This is a genomic window from Sphingomonas sp. Leaf407, assembly GCF_001425385.1.
GTDB lineage: Bacteria > Pseudomonadota > Alphaproteobacteria > Sphingomonadales > Sphingomonadaceae > Sphingomonas.
Window position 1 is genome coordinate 129,435 of the sequence record NZ_LMQO01000004.1, and the last position, 22,123, is coordinate 151,557.

Below are 22,123 nucleotides of genomic sequence, written 5' to 3' on the forward strand. Positions count from 1 at the left end.
GCCCCCCTCACTTGGCCAGTGCCGCCTGCGCCGCCGCCAGCCGGGCGATCGGCACGCGATACGGGCTGGCCGACACGTAATCGAGCCCGACCTTCTCGCAGAACGCGATCGATGCCGGATCGCCGCCATGCTCGCCACAGATGCCGAGCTTGATGTCGCCCCGCGTCTTGCGCCCGCGCTCGGCGGCCAGTTCGATCAGCTCACCCACGCCCTCGACGTCGATCGAAACGAACGGGTCGCGCGCATAGATGCCCTGCTCGACATAGGCGCCGAGGAACCGGCTGGCATCGTCGCGGCTGACGCCCAGCGTCGTCTGGGTCAGGTCGTTGGTGCCGAACGAGAAGAATTCGCCCACCTCGGCGATCTCGCCGGCCTTCAATGCCGCGCGCGGCAGCTCGATCATCGTGCCGACCAGATACTCGATCCGCCGTCCCTTGTCGGCGAACACCGCCTCGGCCGCCTTGTCGACCACCGCCTTCATCAGCTCCAGCTCGCGGCGCGTGCCAACCAGCGGGATCATCACCTCGGGGATCGGCGCATCGCCCGATTTCTCGGCGACGATCACCGCCGCCTCGAAGATCGCGCGCGCCTGCATCTCGTAGATTTCGGGATAGGTCACGCCCAGCCGGCACCCGCGATGCCCCAGCATCGGGTTGAACTCGTGGAGCTCCGCCGCCCGCCGCTTCAACTGTTCGACCTCGATTCCCGCGGCCTGGGCCACCTCGGCGAACTCGGCTTCCTCATGCGGCAGGAACTCATGCAGCGGCGGATCGAGCAGGCGGATGGTGCAGGGCAGCCCGACCATCACCTCGAAAATCTCGACGAAGTCGCTGCGCTGTTCGGGCAGCAGCTTGTCGAGCGCGGCGCGACGCCCCGCCTCGTCCTCGGCGAGAATCATCTGCCGGACCGAGGTGATGCGCGACTGTTCGAAGAACATATGTTCGGTGCGGCACAGGCCGATGCCCTCCGCGCCGAAATCTCGCGCGGTGCGGCAATCGAGCGGGGTTTCGGCGTTGGCCCGTACCTTCAACCGGCGGACGCCATCGGCCCATTCCATCAACGTGCCGAAATCGCCGGCCAGTTCGGGCTGGACGGTCGCGACCGCGCCCGCCATCACCTCGCCGGTCGCGCCATCGATGGTGACGATGTCGCCTTCGCGGATCTCCCGGCCGGCGACCTTCATCACCCCCGCCTTCGCATCGATCGAGATCGACCCCGCGCCCGACACGCACGGCCGCCCCATGCCGCGCGCGACCACCGCCGCATGGCTGGTCATGCCCCCACGCGCGGTCAGGATGCCACGCGCCGCGTGCATGCCGTGAATATCCTCAGGGCTGGTTTCGGTGCGGATCAGGATCACCGCGTCGCCCGCATTCGACCGGCGCTCGGCCGTATCGCTGTCGAACACCGCGATGCCGCTGGCGGCCCCCGGCGACGCCGGCAGTCCCTTGGTCAGCACGTCGCGCGCGGCATTGGGGTCGAGCGTCGGGTGGAGCAACTGGTCGAGCGCCTGCGGATCAACGCGCAGGATTGCCTCCTCGCGGGTAATCAGCCCCTCCTCGGCCATGTCGACCGCGATCTTGAGCGCGGCCTTGGCGGTGCGCTTGCCCGAGCGCGTCTGGAGCATCCACAGCTTGCCCTGCTGCACCGTGAATTCGATGTCCTGCATGTCGCGGTAATGCCGCTCCAGCCGGTCGAACACGGCGGCCAGCTCGGCATAGGCCTCGGGCATCGCCTCTTCCATCGACGCCGGCTTGGCGTTCGCGCCCTCGCGCGCCGCCTTGGTCAGATATTGCGGGGTACGGATGCCCGCGACGACATCCTCACCCTGCGCGTTGATGAGGAACTCGCCGTAATAGGCATTGTCGCCCTTCGCCGGATCGCGGGTGAAGGCGACGCCGGTGGCCGAGGTGTCACCCATGTTGCCGAACACCATCGCCTGCACGTTGACGGCGGTGCCCCAGTTGGCCGGAATGTCGTTCAGCCGGCGATACACCTTGGCACGATCCGCCTGCCACGATCCGAACACCGCGCCGACCGCACCCCACAACTGGTCATGCACGTCCTGCGGGAACGGCTTGCCCCACAATTCCTCGACCAGCGCCTTGTATTCGGCGACCAGCGCCTGCCAGTCGGCGGCGGTCATCTCGGTGTCGAGATAATAGCCGCGATCTTCCTTGGCGATCTCCAGCGCTTCCTCGAACCGGCCATGGTCGAGTTCGAGGACCACGTCCGAATACATCTGGATGAAGCGGCGATAGCTGTCCCAGGCGAAGCGCGCATCGTCCGACACCTGCGCCAGCCCCTCGACCGTGGCGTCGTTGAGGCCGAGGTTGAGCACCGTGTCCATCATGCCGGGCATCGACACCCGCGCGCCCGACCGCACCGACACCAGCAACGGATCGCCTTCGTCGCCGAAGGTCTTGCCCGTGATCCCCTCGATATGGGCGATGCCGGTGGCGACCTCGTCCCGCAGCGAATCGGGGAACGCCTGCCCTTCGTCGTAATAACGGGTGCACATCGTCGTCGCGATGGTGAACCCCGGCGGCACCGGCAGGCCGATCGAGGCCATCTCGGCCAGGTTCGCGCCCTTGCCGCCCAAAAGCGTCTTGTCGCCCGATCCGCCGTCCGACACCCCGCCGCCGAAGCGATAGACATACTGGGTCATGCTGCCGTGCAATCCTCATGCTGTCCGCTGGATCGGGCACAGGCCCGCAGCGGGGTATCGTGATTCGCGAGCCTCGAAGGCCATGGCGTCCCGTTAAACGGGTTAAACCGTCAGGTCATCCCTCGATTTTGGCAAAGTCGGCAACGCTATGCACCGCGCCGCGCACCCTTGCCAGCAACGCCAGCCGCGCGGCGCGTTTCGCCGGATCGGCATCGTTGACCGTCACCTCGGTAAAGAACGCATCGATCGGCGCGCGTAAGGAGGCCAGCGCCGCCATCGCCTCCTCGAACCGCTCGCCCGCGATCGCCGCCGCCGCACGCGGCTCGGCCGCATCGAGCGCGGCGATCAGCGCCGCCTCGGCCGGTTCGGGGGTATAGTCGCGGGCGACCTCGCCCTCGACGGGGCCTTCCTTCTTCAGAATATTCGCCGCCCGCTTGTACCCGGCGAGCAGGTTCGCGCCGTCCTCGGTCGTGACGAACCGCTGCAACGCATGGACGCGGGCGAGCAGCCGGACGAGATCGTCCTCGCCGCCGAGGGCAAACACCGCGTCGATCAAGTCGTGGCGGACGCCGGCCTCGCGTTGCTGGACTTTGAGGCGGTCGGCGAAAAAGTCGATCACGTCCTGCGCGCCGGTCCCATGCCCGGCAACATCCGCCGCCTTGCCAAGCGGCAATCGCACACCGTTGTCCAGCACCAGCGACAGGATGCCAAGGGCGGAGCGACGCAATGCGAACGGGTCCTTCGAACCGCTCGGCTTCAGCCCGACCGCAAAAAACTGGACGATGCTGTCCAGCTTGTCCGCCAACGCCACAGCCACCGTCACCGGCGCGACAGGAACGTCATCCCCCTGCCCGACCGGCTTGTAGTGATCGCGCACCGCCTCGGCGACTTGCGGGTCCTCGCCCTGCGCGGCGGCGTAATAGCCGCCCATCAGCCCCTGCAATTCGGGAAACTCGCCGACCATGCCGGTGACGAGATCGGCCTTCGCCAACCTGGCGGCACGCTCCGCCATAACGGCGAGCGCCTCCCTCTCCCCTTCAGGGGAGTTCCGGGTCGGTTGTGCCCCCGGCACAACCTCAACAGCGCGGGGCGCTGTTGACCCGGAACTGGTCGGGGAGAGGGGCGTGTCCACGAGCGCCGCGCTGGAAGTAGAAGAGGTCCCCTCTCCCAACCCTCTCCCCTCAAGGGGAGAGGGCTTTATGACGCCCGACTCGACCAGCCAGCGCGCCAGCTTCGCCACCCGCTCGACCTTGTCGGCGACCGTGCCGAGCTTCTCGTGAAACACGATCTTTTCGAGCTTCGGCAGCAGCGCATCGAGCGGCGTCCGCAAATCCGTCTCGTAAAAGAACTTCGCGTCCGACAGCCGCGCCGCCAGCACCTTGGCGTTGCCCGCGACGATCCGCTCGCCGCCATCGGCCGCGTCGATGTTCGCGGTGCAGACGAACGCATTCGCCAGCCGCCCCTCGCCATCGCGGCACACGAAATATTTCTGGTTCACCCGCGCGGTCAACTGGATCACCTCGGGCGGCACCGCCAGATAGGCCGCGTCGAACCGCCCGATCAACGGCACCGGCCATTCGGTCAGCCCGGCATTCTCCGCCAGCAGCCCCTCGTCCTCGACCAGTTCCAGCCCCGCGCCGCGCGCCGCCATCTTGGCGCCGACCGCGATGATCGCCGCACGTTCGTCCTGATCGACGATCACATGGCACGCGCGCAGCTTCTCGACATAGTCGCCCGCCGACCCGATCGTGATGCTACCGGGATGATGGAAGCGATGCCCCAGCGTCGTCGCCCCGCTGCTCACGCCGGCGACCTCGCACGGCACCACGTCGCTGCCGAACAGCGCGACGATGCCCTGCAACGGCCGCACCCAGCGCGGCGATTCGGGACTGAGCGACACCGCGCCCCAGCGCATCGACTTGGGCCACGGAAACGCCCGCACGATCGCCGGGATCGCCGCGCCCAGCACGTCGGCGGTCCGCCGCCCCGGCACCTCGGTCACGGCGAACAACACGCCGTCACGCTCGGTCAGCGCCTCGCGCGTCAGCCCGGTCTTGCGCAGGAACCCTTCGAGCGCCTGCGGTGGCGCGGACGCACGCGGCCCCTTCACTTCCTCGCGCACCGCCTGCGTGGCCTCGGGCAGGTCATGCGCGATCAGCACCAGCCGCCGCGGCGTCGCATAGGTGGTAACACGCGGCGCGGCGATCCCCGCCTTGCCCAGCTCGGCCACGAACAACTTCGCCAGATCCTCGCGCGCACGCGCCTGCATCCGCGCCGGAATCTCTTCGGAGCGCAGCTCCAGCAGGAAATCGCTCATGCCACCCACCCCGGAAAGCGTGCCTGCCACTGGGGCGTCCGCATCTCGATCCACTTCTGGCACGATCCCTTCGCCAGATCGCGCACGCGGGCGATATACGCCTGCCGCTCGGCGACCGAGATCACGCCGCGCGCACCCAGCAGGTTGAAGATATGGCTCGCCTCGATCGCCTGTTCATAGGCGGCGATCGGCACGTCGGCGGCCAGCGCGTTCTCGCACTCGGCCACTGCCTTGCGGAACAGGTCGAACAGCGACTCCGTATCGGCGACCTCGAAATTCCACTTCGACATCTGCTTCTCGTTTTCGAGAAACACGTCGCCGTACGTCACGCCCGAATCGTTGAACGCCAGGTCGTACACGCTGTCCTTGTCCTGGATATACATGGCCAGCCGCTCCAACCCATAGGTCAGCTCGCCCGCCACCGGCTTGCAGTCGAACCCACCCATCTGCTGGAAATAGGTGAACTGGGTGACTTCCATCCCGTCGCACCACACTTCCCAGCCCAAGCCCCATGCGCCCAGCGTCGGCGATTCCCAGTCGTCCTCGACGAAGCGGATGTCGTGCTGCGTGAAGTCGATGCCGATCGCCGCCAGCGATCCCAGATACAGTTCCTGCAAGTCGGGCGGCGAAGGCTTCAATATCACCTGATACTGGTAATAATGCTGCAGCCGGTTCGGGTTCTCGCCATAGCGGCCGTCGGTCGGGCGGCGGCACGGCTGGACGAAGGCGGCGTTCCACGGCTCCGGGCCCAGCGCCTTCAGCGTCGTCGCCGGGTGAAACGTCCCCGCCCCCATGCGCATGTCATAGGGTTGCAGGATCACGCAGCCCCGATCGCTCCAATAGTCGTGGAGGGTCAGGATCATCTTCTGGAAACTGAGCGGGGCGGACACGGAGCCTCGTCGCGTAAGGGAAAACAGGCCCCAGCGCCTAGCGCCTGCCCGCCGCGCGGGTCAAGCGACCCCCGTGTCACGATCACACGATATTATGTCAGGTTGTATTGACAATAAGCGCGAATAACTCGATACATAGTCAGGTAAGCACGACACAATGTCAGCATCCAACGACACAGGGGATAATCCGATGGCATCGCAACCGGCACGACGCAGCCCCAGCCTGCTGGCGATCGGCTTCTTCATCCTCGTGGTGTTCCAGGGGGTGAAGCTCGATCTGCCACGGGTCGTCACCGTGCCGCTCCCGGTCGCGGTCGATACCGCCCACGGCATCGCCATCGCCGCGAAACTGGGCGACGCCGCGATTTCGTTGAGTTGGCGCTGACAGACCCCGCGACAAGAAACACCACCCCAACCCCATCGTCACCCCGGACCTGTTCCGGGGTCCACCGTCCCGCAGACGCACCCGATGTTGTCTTGTTGGAACCGTAGACCCCGGAACAAGTCCGGGGTGACGAAAGAGGGGAAAAGACCCGCCCTTTCCGTCATCCCGGCGAAGGCCGGGATCCATGGACCCGAAACACCGTGACAAGAAGCGCCACCCTCACCCCATCGTCACCCCGGACCCGTTCCGCGAACGCACCCACCGTTGCTCTCACGGGATCATAGCCCCCGGACCAAATCCGGCGTGACGACCGGGGAAAAGCCCCGCCCCTATCCAACCACCCCCCATCCGAAAGGCCCCGCATGCCCGACCCCCAATGGGGCGAACGCCGCGCCACCGCCCGGCAACGCGCCCGCCAGCGCTGGATCGCCGGTATCACCGCCGTGGTCCTCGCCTCGCCCTTCGCGCTCCACCATGGATCGAAACATTATGCGGCAAGTGGCGGCGTGATGCCCGACGGCCGGTTCCCGCTGTGGATACCGATCCTCTACTGGCTCCTCGTCGTCGCGATCGCGTTCGCCGGCGTGATCCGCCTCTACCATGCCAGCGACGAATTCGAACGGCGCCGCCTGATCGACGGGTTCGCGGTCAGCGGGCTGTTGCTCGGGCTGCTCGTCCCGCCGCTCTTCTTTCTCGATTTGAGGTTCGGCCTTATCTACGCATGGCTGGCGGCACTCCTCGCCGGCCTCGCCACCTTCGCGCTGCGCCGGTCCACGCCATGAAGAACCGGCTGAAGGTACTGCGCGCCGAACGCGACTGGAGCCAGGCCGAACTCGCCGGGCGGCTCGACGTGTCGCGGCAGGCAGTGAACGCGATCGAGACCGGCAAGCATGATCCCTCGCTCCCGCTCGCCTTCCGCATGAGCCGATTGTTCGCGCTGCCGATCGAGGATATTTTCGAGGATGATGTCGATGCACGATAACTGGGGCACCACGCGCGAACGATCCCGCAAGCGGCGGCGGTGGCAATGGGTCGGACTGGCGGTGGTTCTCGTCGTGCTGGCACCGATCGCCGCGTCGTTCGGGCTGGGGCTGGTCGAGGGCATCTGGTCGGTGCGTGATCCAGGGACGGCCGTCAGCACGCGCGACCATATCGGCTATGTCGGCGTCGCGATGACGATGCTCGTGGCACTCGCCGTCCAGTATCGGCTGTGGCGCGCGGCCGACGAGGTCGAACGCGGCCAGATCGCTACCGCGCTGTCGCTCGCCGCGATCGTCGCGTTGACCACCTTGCCGGTCCTGTCGCTGGCGCAGGGTCCGCTCGGCCTGCGCAACCCGGCGATGATCGGCTGGGGGCTGGCCGCCGCGACGCTGATCGCCACGCGGATCGTCCAGCGGCTGCGCGGATGATTGCCCGCCTGGCTGCCGCGCTGCTCTACTGGGTCGCGCTGGCCAGCCCGCTCGCCGCCCCGCTGCCGCTCACTCCGGCGCTGTGGGTCGCGCGAGGGAACGGTGCGACGGTATGGCTGTTCGGCACGGTGCATCAGCTACGGCCGGCCATGCCATGGCTGACCGGCCGGGTCGCGCAGGCATTTGCGGCGAGCGACACGCTGCTGCTCGAACTGATCGCGCCCACCCCCGTCGAAACCGCCGCCGCATTGTCGGCGGTCGTGCAGGCGCAGTCGCTGCCCGCCGATCTGCGTCGCCGCCGCGACGCCCGCGCGGCGGCGCTGGGCTTTCCGCCCGGCTCGTTCGACCGCCACGGCGCATGGTTCGCCGCGACCTCGATCGGTGGCGCGGGGCTGGCGCGCGCCGGCTACACCAGCACCTCCGCCCCCGAAATGCTGCTCGCCCGGTTGGCCGGACGCACCGGCAAGCAGGTCGTCGGACTGGAAACCCAGCGTAGCCAGCTCGGGATGTTCGCCGCGCTGCCGGCATCAGTGCAGCGCCGGATGTTGGCGCAGGCGCTGTCGGGGGACGGCGCGGCGACGATGGACCGGCTGGTCGCCGCATGGGGGTCCGGACAGGTGTCCGCGCTCCGCACCTTGCTCGACACCGACATGGCGGCCGCCGGCCCGGCGTTCCGCGCCACCCTCCTCGACCGTCGCAACGCCGCCTTCGCATCCGCCATCCGCCGCCGGATGACGCCCGCGACGACATTGTTCGTCGCCATCGGCACCGGGCATCTGCTGGGTCCCGGCGGCGTGCCCGCGCGCCTAGCGGCCAGCGGCATGGTGATCGAACGGGTGCAATAGCGGCGGATAACCCGCTTTTTCCCGACCCTGTCCTACACCGGCCGGTGCCACTATTCCTTGTCCCGCCCTGCCGTTCCGGGCCGCCGGCCGGCGCACCGTACCGACGTCACTAGTGTAAACTTTGCCGCGCTTGCCTTTTTTGCCATTCTCGCCTAGTCGCCCGCGCTTGTCCGTTACGCCGGGGTCATCCCTGGAGGTCCGGCGCGGCCAAGATCTGCAACACCGTATCTTTAAGGAAGACAAGATGAGCGACACGCTGCACCTGTCGGCCGAGACGCGCGACCGGGTTGGCAAGGGAGCCTCCCGTGCCCTGCGTCGCGATGGCCGCGTCCCCGCCGTGATCTATGGCAACAAGGAAGAGCCCCAGGGCATCCACCTGAACGCCCGCGAACTGATGAAGCAGCTCATGACGGGCCACTTCATGAATTCGGTCATCATGGTCGACGTCGGTGGCAAGAAGGTGCGTACGCTGGCCAAGGACGTCGCGTTCGACGTCGTCTCGGACCAGCCGATCCATGTCGACTTCCTGCGCATTTCCAAGAATGCGACCGTGACCGTTGCCGTGCCCGTGACCTTCGTCAACGAAGACGAAGCCCCCGGCATCAAGCGCGCCGGTGGCGTGCTGAACGTCGTGCGTCACGAAATCGAACTGGTGGTCGAAGCGTCGAACATCCCGACCGAGATCGTCGTCGATCTGACCGGCCGCGAAGTCGGCGACTCGATCCACATTTCGGAAGTGTCGCTGCCGAACGGTGCTGAACCGGCCGTTGAGGATCGCGATTTCACCGTCGCCACCATCGTGCCGCCGACGGTTCCGACCGCTGCGGACGAAGCGCTCGACGCCGAAGTCGCCGAAGCACAGTCGGCCGAAGCCGCTGCCGAGGCGGAAGCCGAAGCGGCCGCCGACGAAGAGGACAAGGCCGAGGGCTGATCCGCCCTTTCGCCGGTATCTCGATGGAGCGGGGCGGCCGGACACGGCGGCCCCGCTTCTTCGCGTTTGGAGGCTAAGTGTATGAAAATATGGGCAGGCTTGGGCAATCCAGGGCCGCAATATGCGATGCACCGCCACAATATCGGCTTCATGGCCGTGGATTCGATCGCCGAGGTCCATGGCTTCGCCGCCCCCCGGCGTGGCTTTCAGGGCTGGGTTCAGGAAGGCCGGATCGGCCCGGACAAGGTGCTGCTGCTCAAGCCCGGCACCTGGATGAACGAAAGCGGCCGCGCGATCGGCGAGGCGATGCGCTTCTACAAGCTCACCCCCGCCGACGTGACCGTGTTCCACGACGAGCTCGACCTCGCCCCGTTCAAGCTGAAGGTGAAGACCGGCGGCGGCCATGCCGGCCACAACGGCCTGCGTTCGACCGATCAGCACATCGGCCCCGACTTCCGCCGCATCCGGCTGGGCATCGGCCATCCGGGCCACAAGGACCGGGTAACGCCGTACGTTCTCGGCAATTTCGCCAAGGCCGAACTGGACGACCTGACCGACCTGCTCGGCGCGGTCGCCGCCGAATCACCATGGTTGGCGGCCGGCGACGACGTCCGCTTCATGAACGAAATCGCCCGCCGCATGGGCTAGGCACGACTGCGACTACCAGACCAACGCGACCGGCGGCTCGCTCGCCAGCAATCCCGGCGACCAGCGCCGGACACGACAACGGCGCCGCAGCCTGTTGCTACGACGCCGTCATTATCGTTCAATCGGCGAGCCTGACCGGCCCGCCCGTCGCTTAGTTCGGGCTCGAGTCGCTGCCGCCGCTGGCCGCGACGACGATGATCGAGATGAGCACGATGCCGCCGATGATCGCCGGGATCAGCAGGCCACCGGCCGCAATGAACTCGGCGTCCTTGGCAACCTTGCGCTTCGCCGGAGCGGTCATCGACTGCACCGGGGCATTCACCGCCGGGAACGCCGCGCTGCCCGCGCGCTGGCCTGCCATCGCGACCGTCGAACCGGCCATCACATATCCCGCAAGCGCGATTGCGAGCGCACCCTTCTTCAGCATCGTTCGCCTCCCGTTGCGCGCGCATCGATGATGTTGCGGCGCGAAAATCATGTCCCCGGTACTGCATCCGGGCACTTGCGTCAACCACGGCGCCTGTTTTTGCACTGCCGCAAAACAAGCATCACTAAATAATAACCATGGGCCGTGACGATCCGTTCCCGATGATATTCCGAATTTCAATGTACTCCGCGCGAGGTAAACAAGCGGTTAGGGAGCACCGTTCATGCGCCGACCGTCAGCACTTCGCTGCGATCACCTTCCAGATATACCGCCGACAACCGTCCGGTTCGATAGGCACCGGTATCGATTCCGATGCGGTTGGGGCGGATCTGCACCGTGGGCTCGATGCTGTGGCCATGCACGATCACCGCGCCGTGATCGCTTTCATCGTACAGAAAATCGTCGCGGATCCACAACAGGTCCTCGCGGGCCTGCCGCCGCAGCGGCACGCCGGGGCGAACCCCGGCATGGCAGAAGAAATAGTCGCCCGACTGCGCGGTGAGCGGCAATCGCTGCATCCACTGCACCCATTGCCGCGGGATCGCCACGCGCGCCCGGCGCAGGAAATCGCGCATGTCGTCGTCCGGCCCCGGCGGATCGATGCCGAAACTGCGCAGCGTGTCGCGCCCGCCGACGTTCAGCCACCCGCGCAGCGTCGCCATATCGCCGGCCAGCGCGCGCAGCATCGCTTCCTCATGATTGCCCTGCAGGACGATCACCCGGTCGCTACGGGTTTGAAGATCATGAAGAAATTCGAGGACCTTGGCGCTGTTGCCACCACGGTCGATCAGATCGCCGATGAAGATCAGGTGGAGCGACTCCACCGGCGGCAACCTTGCCGAATGGTCGCCGATCACATCGACCATTTGGCGCAGTAAATCATAGCAACCATGAATATCGCCGACAGCATAGATGCGTTCGCCTGAATCCGTGCTTGGCAAGGCTGCGGTTCCCGATATAGCGTGAGGTAAGGGGTTATTTGGGGGAAGAGACGGGTCGCGTCTATGCCGGGTACGACAAGGCGGTCAATGCACGGCAGCGAAGCGCCGAACGCATGATTTCACCGCCGGGTCCGAGCGGCGGCGCATCGTCGATATTGCCGATATGGTTGCAGCGGAAAGGCCCGGGTGGAACGCATGGCACACGATCGCCGGCACGCTTGCGTCTGACCCGGACCGCCATGGCCTGCGTCCCAAATCCGGGCCCGCGCTATCGCCGCGGACCGATTCGATGATCGATCCCGCCATAGCTGACGGGATCGCCACGGCTGGCACCCCTCGTCGCTCCGACCAGCTCGTCACCCGCCCGCGTGTCCTGCTGGTCGCATCGGCCGGCGGCCACTGGATCGAACTGGCACGGCTGAGCGCGGCGTTCGAGGGCTGCGAATGCCAGTTCGTCAGCACCGCCGGCGGCATGGTCGCGCCGGACGACGGTGCGCCGGTGCTGCAGATCAGGGACAGCTCGCGCGACACGTTGCCCGACATGTTGCGCAGCGTTCGCGCCATTTGGAAGATCATCCGTGAGCATCGCCCCGACATCGTCGTCTCGACCGGCGCCGCACCCGGCGCGATCGCGCTCGTCCTCGCCAAGCTGCATGGCGCGCGCACCGTGTGGATCGATAGCATCGCCAATGGCGACGAACTGTCGATGTCGGGCCGGGCGGTCCTGCCCTTTGCCGATCTTCGACTGACGCAATGGGCGCATCTGACGAAGCGCTACCGTTACCTGCGATATTTCGGACAGATATTGTGATTTTGCTGTCGGTCGGCACGCAGTTGCCGTTCGATCGCCTCGTCCGGGCCGTCGACGACTGGGCGCTCGCTGCGGCGCGTGACGATGTCGTCGGCCAGATCGGTCCGTCGAGCTACCGGCCGCAAACGATCCGCGCGTTCGACTTTCTCGACCATGGACGCTTCCGCGCGCTTCAGGCGGACTGTTCGCTGATGGTCAGCCATGCGGGCATGGGATCGATCATCACCGCGATGGAACTGGGCAAGCCGATCATCCTGCTCGCCCGCGATCATCGGCTGGGCGAACATCGCAACGCGCACCAGACGTCGACCATTCGCCACTTCGCCCAGCTTCCCGGCGTCTATGCCGCGCGCGATACCGCCGAGGTCGTGGCGCTGCTCGATCGGGCGGATACGCTGCTTGCCCGCCCGAGTGCCAGTACCAGCGCTCCGCCCGAATTCACCGAACGGCTGGCCCACTGGCTCCATACCCCGCCTCGCCCCACCTTGTTGCAGCGGATCGCGCGGCGTCTGCGATAGCGGCTGGCCACGGGCCGCTCCTTGTACAGACAAGGCAGGGCATCGCGGCGCGGGATACTGGATCAGCGGCAATATTCATACCAAGGAACAACGCGATTCCGGCCTGTTCCGCCATTTTGCGGCGGGCCGTGTTCTTGTAAATGCCCGGACGTACCGATACAGGACATATGTCGGGGCAGGTAAACAAGGCGGGTGCGCGTGAAGATGAAAGCGGTTTTCGGCGGCGCCATGATTCTTGCGCTGGCCGCCTGTTCGAGTTCGGAACCCCCGCCGCTGTCGAGCGGCGACCGTTACGTCGCCGATGCCAATCCCGCCGAAGCCTATCCGCTCGGTGCGGGGGACAAGATCCGGCTGACGGTGTTCAACGAACCGACCCTGTCCGGCGAGTTTTCGGTCGGCACCGACGGTCAGTTGTCGCTGCCGCTGATCGGCAACGTGCCCGCGCTCGGCAAGACCACCGGCGATGTTGCCGCGCTGGTCCAGGGCATGCTGGCGGACGGCTATCTGCGCTCGCCGCGGGTCGCCATGGAAGTCATCAACTACCGGCCGTTCTTCATTCTCGGCGAAGTCCGTGCGCCGGGCGAATATCCCTATGTCAGCGGCCTCACCGTCCTGAACGCGGTGGCGACCGCCCAGGGCTTTACCCCGCGCGCGCGCCGGTCGTGGGTCAATATCCGCCGCTTCGGTGAACAGGCCGAGCTTCGTTACGAATTGACGCCGAACCTGCGCGTCTGGCCGGGCGACACCATCCGCCTCGCCGAGCGCTATTTCTGAGCCGACGTGGCGCAAGCCGGATCGCGCGGGCCGACCGTCCCGCTCCATCGTCCGGTGACCAACCGGCGGGGAGGTGTCGCATGCGCGGGGAAGTGAAGCTCGTTCCGTCGAATTCATACCGCTTGAAGCCATGGCAGCGTGCGATGTTGTCGGGTGCGATCGGCACACCGGCAGTGCTGGCGGGTGGCGCGGCACAAGCACAGTTGAACCCGTCGCTGATCCGCACCGTCGTCTTGCCCGACTTCAGCCGCGACCGGAACCAGGGCGTTACCGAGCGCGCGCGCCCCGATTTCGACGCGATCGGCGTGCAGGTCGGCTCGTTCCTCATCAACCCGCAATTGTCGGTAGCGACCGGTGCCACCAGCAACGTGCTGCTGAGCGACGCCGATCGTCGCGGGGATATTTACACGGTTTACGAGCCGGCGTTGCGGGTCGCGTCGAACTGGTCGGTCCACCGGATCGCGCTGGATGCGGTCGGCGACATACGGCGCTACGCATCGACACCGGCCCGCAATCAGGACGCAGGCTATATCAATGCCCAGGGCCGGCTAGACGTCAGCCAGCAGATCACGGTCGTTGGAGAAGGACAGATCAGCCGGGTGTTCGAATCACCCTTCTCCGACGACTTGGTCGTCAACCAAACCTATTTCTCGCACTTCACGCGAAGCAGCGCGTCGATGCGCGGCATCTACGCCAGCGGGCGACTGCGCGCGACGGCAATCCTAGACCACAGTGATTACAGCTTCGCGCCGATCCGGTTCACCGATGGCCGCACAGGATCACAGTCGTTCCGCGACCGGACGATCGATCGGGGAACGGCGATCGCGGAATATGGCGTGACGCCGACCGTCGCCTTCTACGCCCAAGCGGTGTACGACCGGACGCGCTACCCCAATCTGCTGGCAGGCAATCTTGCCAACCGCGATTCGAACGGCACGACGGTGCTCGGCGGCGTGAGCTTCGACATCGCCGGCCTGATGCGCGGTGCCGCCGGGATCGGCTATACCTCGCGCAACTATCTCGCGGCGCGGTTCAACGATGCCAGCGGCATCTCGCTGCAGAGCCGCCTAGATTTCTTTCCGACCGAACTCACCACGGTCGGCGTATCGCTCCAGCGTCAGATCCAGGATGCGAACCTGGGCAACGGCAGCGCGTTCATCGACAACCGCATCGGCCTCAACGTCGACCATGAACTGCTTCGCAACCTGATTCTGAGCGCCAACGCCAATCGCATCCGGCGCAGCTATTTCGAGAATGACGCGCAGACCAACGTCACCCAGGCAGGCGCTTCCGCCCGGTTTCAGATGACCCGGTCGCTCAGCTTCGACCTCAACACATCTTATGGCGCAGTGGTGCCGGTCGGTGGCCTGCGCCTCGGCGTCAAGTCCACCGAATGGCGCGGGCAGGTTTCCGTACGGATACGGCGGTAACGACGTTCCGGTTTTTATGATATGGAATGGTGCGGAACCTTTTCGGGAATCGCACGTGGGGAATGAGCCAGAATGAAAGTTTCCAACGCAGCGGCCGGATATGAAACGCGGTTGGCCGACGTGGTCCGCACCGCGAAGGACGTCATCCGCCGCCGCTATCTGACGCTGGCGGCGATCACGCTTGCCGTGACGGCGATCGGTGTCTTCCTGACGCTGAGGATCACCCCGACCTATCAGGGTGTCGCGAAGATTCAGATCGATCCGTCGCGCAACCCGCTCACCCGCAACCAGAGCGAGGCGAACGCCCAGTTGGCGAGCGAGGCGATCGAAACCGAAGTGACCAACCTCGGCTCGATGGATCTTGTCCGCACCGTCGTGCGCCGCCTGAACCTCGTGAACCATCCCCAGTTCCGCGGCATCTGGCAGGCGCGTGCCGAAAAGACCGGGCCTGTGTCCGATACGGAAAAGGTCGAAATGGTCGCCGCCGCCGTGCGCAGCGACGTCAGCGTCTCGCGCGACAAGCTGACCTATATCCTGCTCGTGCGCTACAGTTCGCCCGATGCGGACATCGCCGCCAAGGTCGCCAATGCGATGGCCACCGCCTATCTCGACAACAAGGTCGGCAGCCGTATCGGCACCGCCGAGCGCCAGTCGAAATGGTTCGAATCGCGCATGGCCGATCTGGTGCAGGAAGTTCGTGTCGCCGACGAGCGGGTCGCGCAATATCAGGCGCAGGCCGGGATCGTGCGCGGCGCATCGAACAATTCGGGAACGATCACCGACCAGCAGGTCGGCCCGCTCTCGGTCCAGCTCGCCAGCGCCGAATCGATCGCCGCCGAAGCACGCTCGAAACAGACCTCGGCGCAGCAACAGGTCAGCCGGGGTACGCTCGACACGGTATCCGATGTGCGCAATTCGGCGACGGTGCAGGATCTGCGCCGCCAGCGCGCGCTGTTGATGCAGGCGAGCGCCGAAATGGAAGGCCGCTACGGCAACCGCCATCCCGACTATCTGAAGGTCCGCGATCAGCTCGAAGGGCTCGACAAGCAGTTGGCCGAAGAATCGCGCCGCGTCGTCAGCTCGCTGCGCTCCGACGCCGATGCCGCCGATGCGCGTGCCGCCAGCCTGCGCTCGTCGATGCGCGCGCTGGAGGAGCGTCAGGCGAACAACGCCCGTGCCTCGGTGATCGCCGCCAGCCTGCAACGCGACGCCGACAGCAAGCATGCCGCCTATGACCGGCTGTCGCAGCTTGCGCTCGAAAGCCGTCAGGCGGCGCAGAACTCGATCGCGCAGGCGCAGATCATCGAAGCCGCGCAAACGCCGCGTGCCCCAAGCTGGCCGAACAAGCCGCTGCTGTTCATGGTGTCGTTCCTCGTCGGCCTTGCCGCCGGTATCGCGGTCATCACCACGCAGGAACTGATGGTGTCGGGGCTGCGCACCGTCGAGGAGGTCGAGGAGAAGCTGGGCGTCCCGCTGCTCGCCGCGATCCCCAACGTGCGCAAGAACACGCGGCCGGCGAACCTGCTGATCGAAAAGCCGACGTCGCAGTTCGCCGAGGCGCTACGCAACGCCCGCGCCTCTATCCTCGGTGTCCGCGAGAAGGATCGGCCGCAGATCATCGCGCTGACGTCGGCACTGCCGTCGGAAGGCAAGACCACGACGTCGCTGGGCCTGGCCCGCACGATGGCGATCAGCGGCGATCGTACGATCCTCGTCGATGCCGACGTCCGCCGTGCGATGCTGCGCAACATCCTCGACACCAGCAGCACCGGTCCGGGCATCGTCGAGGTGCTGCACGGCGAAGTCGATCTCGATCAGGCAATCCAGCCGAGCGGGGTCGAGAATCTCGACCAGATCCTCGTGCAGAAGCCGTATTTCAGCTCGGAAAACATGTTTGGCAGCGGCCAGATGCAGACGATGCTCGACGAGTTGAGCAAGCGCTACGACACGATCATTCTCGATCTTCCGCCGCTCGTCGGTCTGGCCGATGGTCGCTTCATCGCCGCGCTGGCCGATGCGGTCGTGCTGGTCATCAAGTGGGATACGACTCCGGCCGATGCGGTCATCTCGGCCGCCGACCATCTGAAGTCGGACGGTGCCAATCTGGTGGGGGCCATGTTCACCATGGTCGACCAGAGCTCGAAGGCGGCCGGTGCCTATTATTACTACACCAAGCAATATTCGTCCTACTATCAGACCACCTGATCGGCGGTCGGGGGAGCGGGTCGACGCGGCCCCTCCCCCACCGATGGCAAAGCAGAGCTGGCGGGCAGGCGCAGTAATGCTTGCTTTGTCCTGCGGTCCCGCGCCCCTACCTGAAGGGCGATCATGACCGAATTTGCGACCCTCACCCATCTCCAGCGGCTGGAAGCCGAGAGCATCCACATCCTGCGCGAAGTCGTCGCCGAGGCCGAACGCCCGGTGATGCTCTATTCGGTCGGCAAGGATTCGGCGGTGATGCTGCACCTCGCTAAAAAAGCGTTCTTCCCCGCGCCCCCGCCCTTCCCGCTGCTGCATGTCGATACGACGTGGAAATTCCGCGCGATGTACGATCTGCGTGACAAGGCGGCACGCGATGCCGGCATGGAGTTGCTGGTCCATCGCAACCCCGACGCGGCGGCGCGCGGCATCAATCCGTTCGACCATGGCAGCCTCCATACCGATCTGTGGAAGACCGAGGGGCTGAAGCAGGCGCTCGACCACTATGGTTTCGACGCGGCGTTCGGCGGTGCCCGACGCGACGAGGAAAAGAGCCGCGCCAAGGAACGCATCTTCTCGTTCCGCTCGGCCAATCACCGCTGGGACCCGAAGGCGCAACGCCCCGAGCTGTGGCACCTTTACAATGCGCGCAAGGCGAAGGGTGAGTCGATCCGGGTGTTCCCGTTGTCGAACTGGACCGAGCTCGACATCTGGCAATATATCCTTGCCGAGAAGATCGAGATCGTGCCGCTCTATTTCGCGGCACCCCGCCCCACCGTCGAGCGCGACGGCATGTTGCTGATGGTTGACGACGATCGGTTCCGGCTGAACCCCGGCGAAGTGCCGGTGGAACGGTCGATCCGTTTCCGCACGCTTGGCTGCTATCCGCTGACCGGCGCGGTGGAGAGCGAGGCGGCGACGCTCACGCAGGTCATTCAGGAAATGCTACTGACCACCACGTCGGAACGACAGGGCCGTGCGATCGATCGCGACGCGGGATCGGCGAGCATGGAAAAGAAGAAGCAGGAGGGGTATTTTTGATGACGACCGCCCCCGCCTATACCCCCGATGCGCTGATCGCGGCGGACATCGATGCCTATCTGGCGCAGCACCAGCGCAAGTCGCTGTTGCGCTTCATCACCTGCGGCTCGGTCGACGACGGCAAGTCGACGCTGATCGGGCGGCTGCTGTACGACAGCAAGATGATCTTCGAGGATCAGTTGGCCGCGCTGGAAAGCGATTCGAAGCGGGTCGGCACCCAGGGGCAGGAGATCGACTTCGCGCTGCTGGTCGACGGACTTGCCGCCGAGCGCGAGCAGGGCATCACCATCGATGTCGCCTATCGCTTTTTCGCGACCGAGAAACGCAAGTTCATCGTCGCCGATACGCCGGGCCACGAACAATATACCCGCAACATGGTGACGGGCGCATCGACCGCCGATCTGGCGGTGATCCTGATCGACGCGCGCAAGGGGGTGCTGACCCAGACCCGGCGGCACAGCTATCTGGCGCACCTGATCGGCATCCGCCATATCGTGCTGGCGGTGAATAAGATGGATCTGGTCGGCTACGACCGGACCGTATTCGAGCGGATCGTCGCGGACTATCTCGGCTTTGCCGAATCGATCGGCATCGCCGGCTTCACCGCGATCCCGCTGTCGGGGTTCAAGGGCGACAACATCACCGGCCCGTCGATCAACACGCCATGGTATGACGGCCCGGCGCTGATCAAGCATCTGGAAAGCGTCGAGCTGGACGGCGAGGCCGCCGTGCGCAAGGGCTTCCGCCTGCCGGTGCAATGGGTGAACCGCCCCAACCTCGACTTCCGGGGCTTTGCCGGCACGATCGCCGGGGGCATGGTGCGGCCGGGCGATGCGGTGCGGGTGCTGCCGTCGGGGCGGACCAGCCATGTCGCACGGATCGTGACGATGGACGGCGATCTGCCGCAGGCGGTCGCCGGCCAGTCGGTCACGCTGACGCTGACCGACGAGGTCGACTGTTCGCGCGGCGACGTGATCGCCGCCGCCGACACCCCGCCGCAGGTCGCCGACCAGTTCCGCACGACCATCGTCTGGATGGACGGCGAGCCGCTGCTGCCGGGCCGGGCCTATTGGCTCAAGACGGCGGCGGGCACCGTGTCGGCGACGGTACAGGCGCCGCGCCACGCGATCGATGTCAACACGCTGGCCGAACTGTCGGTCCGCACACTCGGCCTCAACGACATCGGCGTGGCCGACGTGTTCACCGATCGCGGCATCGCCTTCGAAGCCTATGGCGAGAATCGCGAACTAGGTGCGTTCATCCTGATCGACAAGATCAGCAACGCGACGGTCGCGGCGGGCATGATCGATTTCTGCCTGCGCCGCAGCCAGAACGTCCATTGGCAGTCGGTCGACATCACCCGGCAGGCGCATGCCGCGCAGAAGAACCAGAGTCCGAAGGTGCTGTGGTTCACCGGCCTGTCGGGATCGGGCAAGTCGACGATCGCCAATCTGGTCGAGAAGAAGCTCCACGCGCTCGGCAAGCACAGCTTCCTGCTCGATGGTGACAATATCCGCCACGGCCTGAACCGCGATCTGGGCTTCACCGATGCCGACCGGGTCGAGAACGTCCGCCGCGTCGGCGAAGTGGCGAAGCTGATGGCCGATGCCGGGCTGATCGTGCTCACCGCGTTCATCTCGCCGTTCAGGGCCGAGCGCGATCTTGCCCGGTCGATGCTGCCGGCGGGTGAGTTCGTCGAGGTGTTCGTCGATACGCCGCTCAGCGTTGCCGAAGCGCGCGACGTGAAGGGGCTGTACGCCAAGGCGCGCAGCGGCGCGCTGGCCAACTTCACCGGCATCGACAGCCCGTACCAAGCGCCGCTCCGTCCCGACATCCATGTCGACACGACGCGTGAAAGCCCCGAGGCGGCGGCCGAGCGGATCGTCGAGCATGTGCTGGGCATCTGGGCGCCCACGCTGTGAGCGACGCGCTGCTCGCCAGTGCGATCGCGGCGGAAGCGGGCAAGCTGCTGCTGGCGATCCGCGCCGAAGGGGCCGAGCACGGCAAGACGCTCGGCGATCGTGGCGATCGCATGGCGAACACGCTGATCCTCGAGCGGTTGCGTGCCGAGCGGCCGGGCGCGTTCATCCTGTCGGAGGAGTCGGCGGACGACAAGTTGCGCTGCGGATCGGCGGAGACGTGGATCGTCGACCCGCTCGACGGGACGCGCGAATATGCCGAGGGGCGTGACGACTGGGCGGTGCATGTCGCGCTGGCGGTCGAGGGACGGGCGATGACCGGCGCGGTGGCGTTGCCAGCACTCGGGCTGGTGCTGGCGACCGAGCCCGCGCCGTTCGTGCCGCCGCCCCCGCCGCGTCGGCGGATGGTCGTCAGCCGCACCCGCCCCGCCCCCGAAGCATTGGCCGTTGCCAAAGCGCTCGACGCCGCGCTGTTGCCGATGGGATCGGCCGGGGCCAAGGCGATGGCGGTGGTACGCGGCGAGGCCGACATCTACCTCCATTCGGGCGGGCAGTATGAATGGGACAGTTGCGCGCCGGTCGCGGTGGCGCTCGCCGCCGGGCTGCACGCCTCGCGCATCGACGGCACGCCGCTGCGCTACAATTGCCATGATACGTGGCTGCCCGACCTGCTGATCTGCCACCGGGGCGATGCCGACCGCATCCTCGCGCTGATCGCCGCCGGCTGACCGCGGCGCACATTCGTACGATCGTATCCGAACGCCGCTGGACGCTGTTAACCCACCTTGATAACGTTTCGGTAAGGGGGACGTGTGGGGATCGATCCGTGGATCATGGTGGCGCTCGTCGCGAACATCGCAGGCTATGCGGTGTATCTGCGCGCGCTGCGGCGTGATCTGGTCGAACCCAATCGCGCCTCGTGGCTGATCTGGAGCATCGGCACCGGCGTCGAGGCGGCGACCTATGCCGCGGTCAACCCCCGCGCGCTCCAGACGATCGTCCTGCTCGTCTCGGCGCTTGCCTGCATCCTCGTGATGCTCGGCATCTGGCGGCGGTCGGCCTGGGCCTCGCCCAGCCGAAGCGAGACGGCGTGCATCGTCGCCAGCCTCGGCGCGCTGGTCCTGTGGCTCGGCTTCCGCGATGCCTTCTGGGCGCATATGCTGGTCGTGGTGGCGGTGCCGGTCAGCTTCTGGCCGACATGGGTCGCCGCCCGTGCCGATCCGCAGCGCGAACGCTCGCCGGCATGGGGGCTGTGGACGATCGGCGATCTCGCCACGCTGCTGGTCGCGCTGGGTGTCGCGCATGGGCGCAGCGTCGGCGAACTCGCCTATCCGATCGTCGAGCTGGCGTCGCATGCGGCGGTATGGGGACTGGTGCTGTGGGGCACCCGCCGGCGTGGCGCGCGCGCGCTGACGGCGACCGCCATCGCCGAACGGTTCCGGGTCGGCAGCAATCATCTCGGCAAGGCGGTGTTCGCCAATACCGCCATTACCGAGGGTGCGCGGCTGTTCCCCTTCACCGGCCCACGCCTGCGCGCCGCGCGGGTGCCGCAGCAATTGCTGGGCAACAGCGACCGCTATGTTCAGGTGACGCCTGACGAATATATGGGACCGTCAGGGCGGATCGACGACCTTGTCAACCATAGTTGCGATCCCAACGCGGGGCTGCGCTTCGCCGACGACGGCGTCTGGCTGGTCGCGCTGCGCGACATCGCGGCGGGCGAGGAAGTGGCGTGGGACTATTCGACCACGCTCAGCGAGAGCAACTGGCACATGCTGTGCCAGTGCCGCGCGCCCGAATGTCGCCGGGTGATCGGCAATTTCGCCGGCCTGCCGCCCGAGCGACAGGAATGGTTCCGCGCCAAGGGGGTCGTCGCCCCCTATCTGCGTCGGCGCGACGACACGACCTCCCCCGATGCGCTACCGTCGGTCGCGGTCGGCGCGGGCAAGGCGTCGATCGGCTTTTGATTC

The 22,123-nt window shown here is 66.4% G+C and carries 21 protein-coding genes; 16 read left to right on the plus strand and 5 right to left on the minus strand.

Translation table 11 applies throughout. From position 1 onward, the window contains the following. Positions 1-7: 7 nt before the first annotated feature. The 3 genes from ppdK to ASG37_RS12910 all read right to left on the minus strand — a co-directional run bounded on the left by ppdK (position 8) and on the right by ASG37_RS12910 (position 5,848). On the minus strand, positions 8-2,668 hold the full coding sequence (ppdK, locus tag ASG37_RS12900) for a pyruvate, phosphate dikinase (RefSeq protein ID WP_055760878.1): 2,661 nt from the start codon (positions 2,666-2,668) through the stop codon (positions 8-10). A gap of 115 nt (positions 2,669-2,783) precedes the next feature. After that, positions 2,784-4,985: a glycine--tRNA ligase subunit beta gene (gene glyS, locus ASG37_RS12905; RefSeq protein WP_055760881.1), complete on the minus strand. Its 2,202-nt coding sequence runs from the start codon at positions 4,983-4,985 to the stop codon at positions 2,784-2,786. Next, a complete protein-coding gene (locus tag ASG37_RS12910; RefSeq protein ID WP_055760883.1) occupies positions 4,982-5,848 on the minus strand; it encodes a glycine--tRNA ligase subunit alpha in 867 nt (288 codons plus the stop codon). The genes glyS and ASG37_RS12910 overlap by 4 nt, the downstream gene beginning before the upstream one ends. A gap of 217 nt (positions 5,849-6,065) precedes the next feature. On the opposite strand from ASG37_RS12910, the gene ASG37_RS12915 reads away from it, so the two are divergent. From ASG37_RS12915 to pth, 7 genes are all read left to right on the plus strand, one after another. Continuing rightward, complete coding sequence (locus tag ASG37_RS12915; protein WP_055760886.1) at positions 6,066-6,260, plus strand: hypothetical protein; 195 nt, start codon at positions 6,066-6,068, stop codon at positions 6,258-6,260. A 362-nt stretch (positions 6,261-6,622) separates the two neighbouring features. Then, positions 6,623-7,042, plus strand: a complete 420-nt coding sequence (locus ASG37_RS12920; protein ID WP_055760891.1) for a hypothetical protein — start codon at positions 6,623-6,625, stop codon at positions 7,040-7,042. Then, positions 7,039-7,242: a helix-turn-helix transcriptional regulator gene (locus tag ASG37_RS12925; protein WP_055760894.1), complete on the plus strand. Its 204-nt coding sequence runs from the start codon at positions 7,039-7,041 to the stop codon at positions 7,240-7,242. Before ASG37_RS12920 ends, ASG37_RS12925 begins: the two co-directional genes overlap by 4 nt. Further along, a complete protein-coding gene (locus ASG37_RS12930) occupies positions 7,232-7,669 on the plus strand; it encodes a hypothetical protein (protein WP_156349198.1) in 438 nt (145 codons plus the stop codon). Before ASG37_RS12925 ends, ASG37_RS12930 begins: the two co-directional genes overlap by 11 nt. Continuing rightward, positions 7,666-8,514, plus strand: a complete 849-nt coding sequence (locus tag ASG37_RS12935) for a TraB/GumN family protein (protein ID WP_055760899.1) — start codon at positions 7,666-7,668, stop codon at positions 8,512-8,514. Before ASG37_RS12930 ends, ASG37_RS12935 begins: the two co-directional genes overlap by 4 nt. A gap of 244 nt (positions 8,515-8,758) precedes the next feature. Beyond that, entirely contained in the window at positions 8,759-9,445 is a 687-nt protein-coding gene (locus ASG37_RS12940) for a 50S ribosomal protein L25/general stress protein Ctc (RefSeq protein ID WP_055760903.1), read from the plus strand. An 81-nt stretch (positions 9,446-9,526) separates the two neighbouring features. Continuing rightward, a complete protein-coding gene (pth, locus tag ASG37_RS12945; protein WP_055760905.1) occupies positions 9,527-10,093 on the plus strand; it encodes an aminoacyl-tRNA hydrolase in 567 nt (188 codons plus the stop codon). A gap of 151 nt (positions 10,094-10,244) precedes the next feature. Here pth and ASG37_RS12950 read toward each other — a convergent pair whose 3' ends face one another. Both ASG37_RS12950 and ASG37_RS12955 read right to left on the minus strand, forming a co-directional pair. Beyond that, entirely contained in the window at positions 10,245-10,571 is a 327-nt protein-coding gene (locus ASG37_RS12950) for a hypothetical protein (RefSeq protein WP_156349199.1), read from the minus strand. A 170-nt stretch (positions 10,572-10,741) separates the two neighbouring features. Beyond that, entirely contained in the window at positions 10,742-11,461 is a 720-nt protein-coding gene (locus ASG37_RS12955) for a metallophosphoesterase family protein (protein ID WP_055760911.1), read from the minus strand. A gap of 289 nt (positions 11,462-11,750) precedes the next feature. Between ASG37_RS12955 and ASG37_RS12960 the strand changes: the two genes are divergently transcribed. From ASG37_RS12960 to ASG37_RS13000, 9 genes are all read left to right on the plus strand, one after another. Further along, positions 11,751-12,272: a glycosyltransferase gene (locus ASG37_RS12960; RefSeq protein ID WP_162233473.1), complete on the plus strand. Its 522-nt coding sequence runs from the start codon at positions 11,751-11,753 to the stop codon at positions 12,270-12,272. Beyond that, entirely contained in the window at positions 12,269-12,790 is a 522-nt protein-coding gene (locus tag ASG37_RS12965) for a glycosyltransferase (protein ID WP_055760917.1), read from the plus strand. The genes ASG37_RS12960 and ASG37_RS12965 overlap by 4 nt, the downstream gene beginning before the upstream one ends. A 228-nt stretch (positions 12,791-13,018) precedes the next feature. Next, a complete protein-coding gene (locus tag ASG37_RS12970) occupies positions 13,019-13,564 on the plus strand; it encodes a polysaccharide biosynthesis/export family protein (RefSeq protein WP_235514957.1) in 546 nt (181 codons plus the stop codon). 143 nt (positions 13,565-13,707) lie between these two features. Continuing rightward, positions 13,708-14,994 (plus strand): outer membrane beta-barrel protein, encoded by a 1,287-nt coding sequence (locus ASG37_RS12975; protein WP_162243698.1) that lies wholly within the window; start codon positions 13,708-13,710, stop codon positions 14,992-14,994. 72 nt (positions 14,995-15,066) lie between these two features. Beyond that, positions 15,067-17,199, plus strand: a complete 2,133-nt coding sequence (locus ASG37_RS12980) for a GumC family protein (protein ID WP_055760924.1) — start codon at positions 15,067-15,069, stop codon at positions 17,197-17,199. Positions 17,200-17,322: 123 nt separating this feature from the next. Beyond that, on the plus strand, positions 17,323-18,234 hold the full coding sequence (gene cysD / locus ASG37_RS12985; RefSeq protein WP_055760926.1) for a sulfate adenylyltransferase subunit CysD: 912 nt from the start codon (positions 17,323-17,325) through the stop codon (positions 18,232-18,234). Next, entirely contained in the window at positions 18,234-20,156 is a 1,923-nt protein-coding gene (cysN, locus tag ASG37_RS12990; protein ID WP_055760929.1) for a sulfate adenylyltransferase subunit CysN, read from the plus strand. Before cysD ends, cysN begins: the two co-directional genes overlap by 1 nt. After that, on the plus strand, positions 20,153-20,881 hold the full coding sequence (locus ASG37_RS12995; RefSeq protein ID WP_082448458.1) for a 3'(2'),5'-bisphosphate nucleotidase CysQ: 729 nt from the start codon (positions 20,153-20,155) through the stop codon (positions 20,879-20,881). The genes cysN and ASG37_RS12995 overlap by 4 nt, the downstream gene beginning before the upstream one ends. Before the next feature lie 84 nt (positions 20,882-20,965). Continuing rightward, positions 20,966-22,120 carry an SET domain-containing protein gene (locus ASG37_RS13000; RefSeq protein WP_082448460.1) on the plus strand — a complete coding sequence of 385 codons (1,155 nt, stop codon included), beginning with the start codon at positions 20,966-20,968 and terminating at the stop codon, positions 22,118-22,120. Positions 22,121-22,123 lie beyond the last annotated feature (3 nt).